Source organism: Amycolatopsis sp. NBC_00355 (assembly GCF_036104975.1).
GTDB lineage: Bacteria > Actinomycetota > Actinomycetes > Mycobacteriales > Pseudonocardiaceae > Amycolatopsis.
The window spans coordinates 1153550-1158207 of the sequence record NZ_CP107982.1 but is presented as its reverse complement, the minus strand read 5'-3'; the positions used below and the strand labels follow the sequence as shown (position 1 = coordinate 1158207).

Below are 4658 nucleotides of genomic sequence, written 5' to 3'. Positions count from 1 at the left end.
GAATCAGCAACCCATCCCGACACGACGGCGAGCGGTGGCGCCCCGGGACGGCTGCCGCAGAGGCAGTCCGGCGCACGGCCGGCTGCCGCCCGGGGCGCGAAAAATGGTTTTCTGCGGCGGAAATCGTCCTCGGCGGCACATCGCCCGGGCCGCGACCGCCGAGTTCTTTCCGGGACCGGCCGGGGCCGGCTACCAGACGGCGGCGGTCAGCGCCTCGCCGAGGTCCAGCTCCCGGGCGGTCTGGTGCAGGTCGGATTCGACCATCATGCGCATCAGCTCTTCGAACGGCACCGACGGCTTCCAGCCCAGATCGGCGCGCGCCAGCGTGGCGTCGGCGCACAGGGTCTCGACCTCGGCGGGCCGCACCAGACTGGGGTCCACGACGACGTAGTCGCGCCAGTCGAGATCGGCGGCGGCGAACGCGATGTCGGCGGCGTCGCGGACGGTGTGCATCCGGCCGGTGCCGATCACGTAGTCGCATGCCTCGTCCTGCTGCAGCATCAGGTGCATCGCCTGGACGTAGTCACCGGCGAAGCCCCAGTCGCGCACGGCGTCGAGGTTGCCGAGACGCAGCTCGTCCTGCAGGCCCAGCTTGATCCGCGCGACGGCGTTGGAGATCTTGCGCGTCACGAACTCGATCCCGCGCCGCGGCGACTCGTGGTTGAACAGGATGCCCGAGACGCCGTACATCCCGTAGGACTCGCGGTAGTTGCGCGTGATGTAGTGGCCGTAGGCCTTCGCGACGCCGTAGGGGCTGCGCGGGTGCAGGATCGTCTTCTCGTTCTGCGGGGTCTCGGCCGCCTTGCCGAACATCTCCGACGACGACGCCTGGTAGAACCGGATCTGGCTGCCCGGCGCGGTGGTCCGCGACTTGTCCAGCCCGGAGACCATCCGGATCGCCTCCAGCACGCGCAGCACGCCCATGCCGTTGACGTCGGTGGTGAGCTCGGCCTGCTGCCACGACATCGGCACGAACGAGATCGCGCCCAGGTTGTAGACCTCGTCCGGCTGCACCAGGTCCACGGCCCCGACGAGACTCGCCTGGTCCAGCAGGTCGCCGTGGACGAAGTTCAGCTCGGCGGCGATCCGGCTGACCCGGGACTTGCGCGGGTTCGCCTGACCGCGCACCAGGCCCCACACGTCGTAGCCCAGTGCCAGCAGGTGCTCGGCCAGGTAAGAGCCGTCCTGTCCCGTGACACCCGTGATCAATGCTCGTTTCGTCATAGCTCTCCCACGTTCACCGGCCAACCGGCCGTGCTCGCGGCCGCCCGGCACCGCCGCTGATCCGCTCGATCACACACCCGCCCCGCCCTGGAAAACATTGGACAATCCGTGCCCCCATCGGGAACTACTGGTGATTTCCCGTCTTCAGCGGGTCCATCCTGCAGCTTTCCGGTAGCCGAGGCATGCGAGGACCTGATGGCATTCCGATATCCCGTCTCCCAGCCCCATCTCACCGGCCGTGAGATCTACTACGTCACCGAAGCGGTGACGACGGGCTGGATCTCCTCCCAGGGCCCGTTCGTGCAGCGCTTCGAAGAGACCTTCGCCGACTGGAACGGCCAGGGCCACGGCGTCGCCTGCTCCTCCGGGACGACGGCGCTCACCCTCGCCCTGCGCGCGCTCGGCATCGGGCCCGGCGACGAGGTGCTGGTGCCGGAGTTCACCATGATCGCGTCGGCCTGGGCGGTCACCTACACCGGTGCCACACCGGTCTTCGTCGACTGCGGCGACGACCTCAACATCGACGTCGCACAGCTCGAAGCCAAGATCACCCCGCGCACCAAGGCGATCATGCCGGTGCACATCTACGGCCGGCGCTGCGACATGGACGCGATCATGGACCTCGCCTACCAGTACAACCTGCGGGTCGTCGAAGACTCGGCCGAGGCCCACGGCGTCCGCCCGGTCGGCGACATCGCGTGCTTCTCCTTGTACGCCAACAAGATCATCTCGTCCGGCGAGGGCGGCATCTGCCTGACGAACGACGCGCGGCTGGCCGAGCAGATGAAGCACCTGCGCGGCATGGCCTTCAGCAAGGCCCACGATTTCATCCACAAGAAGCTGGCCTACAACTTCCGGATGACCAACCTCCAGGCCGGCGTCGCACTGGCCCAGGTGGAGCGGATCGACGAGATCCTCGAGCTGCGGTCCCGGATCGAAAAGCAGTACGACGAACGGCTTTCCGGCATCTCCGGGATCACCCGCATGCCGAGCCGCGACGTCCTGTGGATGTACGACCTGCTGGCCGAGGGCCGCGACGAGCTGCGCGCCCACCTCTCGGCCGCCGGCGTCGAGACGCGGCTGTTCTTCCAGCCGATGAGCCGTCAGCCGATGTACCTGGACCCGTCGTGGCCCGAGCTGAACGCGGCCCGCCTGGCCGCCCGGGGCTTCTACCTGCCGACCTACGTCGGCCTGGAGGAGAGCGACCAGGACTTCATCGTGGACCGCGTCGCGGAGTTCTACGGCAGCAACTGAGACGACGGAAGCCCGCCGGGAAACCGGCGGGCTGTGTCCGACTCAGGGGTCGAGGTTTTGGGGACCGGTGAGCCGTCCGGACAGTGACCAGGACGGCTCACCGGCGTTCGTGGGCCGGAGGGACACTCCGGCGGTGCGGTGGGCCGGCAGACCAGGGGGTCGCCTGCCGGACCACCGACGTCAGCCGGCCGGCTGCTCGGCCGAGTCGAGGTCGCGCGCCAGCAGCTCGACGATCTCCGCCACCGCGGCGTCGGCGCCTTCGCCCTCGGCCGAGATCACCACTTCTTCGCCGCCGCGGACGCCGAGGGCCATCACACCCAGAATGCTGGTCGCGTCCACCAGCTTGTCCTCGGTGCGGCCGATCTTCACCGGTACCGGCTGGCGGCCCGCGGCCTCGACGAGCAGCTTGACCGGACGCGCGTGCAGCCCGACGGGCGAGCCGATTACCACCTTTTTACTGGACATTCCCGATTCCCATCTCGTGGAGAAAGCTTGTGCCGCGTCAGCCGGCCGTTGTGGCGGAGAACTCTTCCGCGATCCGGCGCGCCGCCGGCACGTCGGACGCGGAGAGCACCTCGCGGGCGAGGGTTTCGCACTGTTCGAGGGTGTAGTCCTTCAACGCGGCGCGGACCGCGGGCACCGCGGACACCGACATCGACAGACTGGTGATGCCCAGGCCGGCGAACACCGGGGCCAGGCCCGGGTCGCTGGCCGCCTCGCCGCAGATGCCGGCGGACTTGCCGGCTTCCTTGGCCGCCGCCGCGACGTTCGCCACGAGCGCCAGCAGCGCTGGCTGCCAGGGGTCGAGCAGGTCCCCCAGCTCACCCAGCATCCGGTCCGCGGCGTAGGTGTACTGCGAAAGGTCGTTGGTGCCGATGCTGACGAAGTCGACCTCCGCCAGGATGTCCGCGGCCCGGATCGCCGCGGCGGGCACCTCGATCATCACGCCCGCCTGGCCGATCCCGTGCTCCCGCGCCAGGTCGCGGAACGCCGCGGCCTCCGCCGGCGTGGCGATCATCGGCGCCATCACCCGCACGTCGGCCTCGTGGTCGGCCGCCGCCAGGCTGATCGCCTCCAGCTGCGCGGTGAGCAGCCCCGGGTTGCGGACGCCGACGCGGTAGCCGCGCACGCCCAGCGCCGGGTTCGGCTCGTCCTCGGTGTTGGCGAACGGGATGTACTTGTCGGCGCCGGCGTCCAGCGTGCGGATGACGACCGGCCGGCCGGCGAAGCCGCGCAGCACCTCGCCGTACGCCGCCCGCTGCTCCTCGACCGTCGGGGCCTCGGTGCGGTCCAGGAACAGGAATTCGGTGCGGAAGAGCCCGACCCCTTCGGCGTCGGCCGCCGCGTCCTGCTCCACCCCGCCGGCGCTGCCGACATTGAGCAGGAGCTTGACCGGGTGGCCGTCGGCGGTGGCGCCGGGGCCGCTGTGCGCCGCCAGCTTCTCCTTCAGCGACGCCGCTTCCGCCTCGACCTGCCGGACGTAGTCGTCCGTCGGGTCCACGACGACCGTGCCGCGCCCGCCGTCGACCGCGATCCGCTGCCCGTCCGCCAGGCCCGCGGCGCCGGCGCAGCCGACCACCGCGGGGATCCCGAGAGCGCGGGCGACGATCGCCGTGTGGCTGGTCGGGCCGCCCTTCTCGGTGACGATGCCGAGCACCTTCGCCGGGTCGAGCAGCACCGTGTCGGCCGGGGCGATGTCCTGGCCGACGAGGACGAACGTGCCGTCGACGTCCGGGATGCCGGGCTGGGCCAGGCCCAGCGCCGCGGCGATCGCCCGGTCCCGGATGTCGATCAGGTCGGCCGCCCGCTCGCCGAGGTAGCCGCCGATGGCCTCCAGCGCGGCCACGTGCTTGCCGAAGGCGTCGCGGATCGCCCAGGCGGCGGGGCGGCCGGCGGCCACCCCCTCCTGGATCCCGGTCCGCAGCGTCGGGTCCTGCGCCATCATGATCTGGGTGTCCATGATGGACTTGGACTCGCCCGAAACCGTTGCCGCGCGCTTTTCCAGGTCCGCCACCGCCGCGTCGAGCGCTTCGGTCGCCGCCGCCAGCTCCTCTTCGGGAGCCGACGGCGTGTCCCAGTGCTCCGGCAGGACCGGGGGCGGCGTCAGCCGCACCACCGGCCCGGCGGCCGCGCCCGGGCTCGCCGGGTTGCCGCGCAGTTCGTCAACCACCGTTGGTCGC

4 protein-coding genes are annotated in these 4658 nt (G+C 70.8%); 1 reads left to right on the top strand and 3 read right to left on the bottom strand.

Features of this window, described 5'->3' with window-relative positions:
* Positions 1–189 precede the first annotated feature (189 nt).
* The gene (locus tag OHS18_RS05005) at positions 190–1224 is read right to left on the bottom strand and encodes a GDP-mannose 4,6-dehydratase (RefSeq protein ID WP_328616106.1); all 1035 of its coding nucleotides are present in this window, start codon (positions 1222–1224) and stop codon (positions 190–192) included.
* A 195-nt stretch (positions 1225–1419) separates the two neighbouring features.
* Here OHS18_RS05005 and OHS18_RS05000 point away from each other — a divergent pair, with 195 nt between their 5' ends.
* Positions 1420–2478 (top strand): DegT/DnrJ/EryC1/StrS family aminotransferase, encoded by a 1059-nt coding sequence (locus tag OHS18_RS05000; RefSeq protein WP_328616105.1) that lies wholly within the window; start codon positions 1420–1422, stop codon positions 2476–2478.
* A 180-nt stretch (positions 2479–2658) separates the two neighbouring features.
* Here the strand turns inward: OHS18_RS05000 and OHS18_RS04995 are convergent, their stop codons facing one another.
* Positions 2659–2943 carry an HPr family phosphocarrier protein gene (locus tag OHS18_RS04995; protein WP_328455612.1) on the bottom strand — a complete coding sequence of 95 codons (285 nt, stop codon included), beginning with the start codon at positions 2941–2943 and terminating at the stop codon, positions 2659–2661.
* Positions 2944–2980: 37 nt separating this feature from the next.
* On the bottom strand, positions 2981–4648 hold the full coding sequence (gene ptsP / locus OHS18_RS04990; RefSeq protein ID WP_328455614.1) for a phosphoenolpyruvate--protein phosphotransferase: 1668 nt from the start codon (positions 4646–4648) through the stop codon (positions 2981–2983).
* Positions 4649–4658 lie beyond the last annotated feature (10 nt).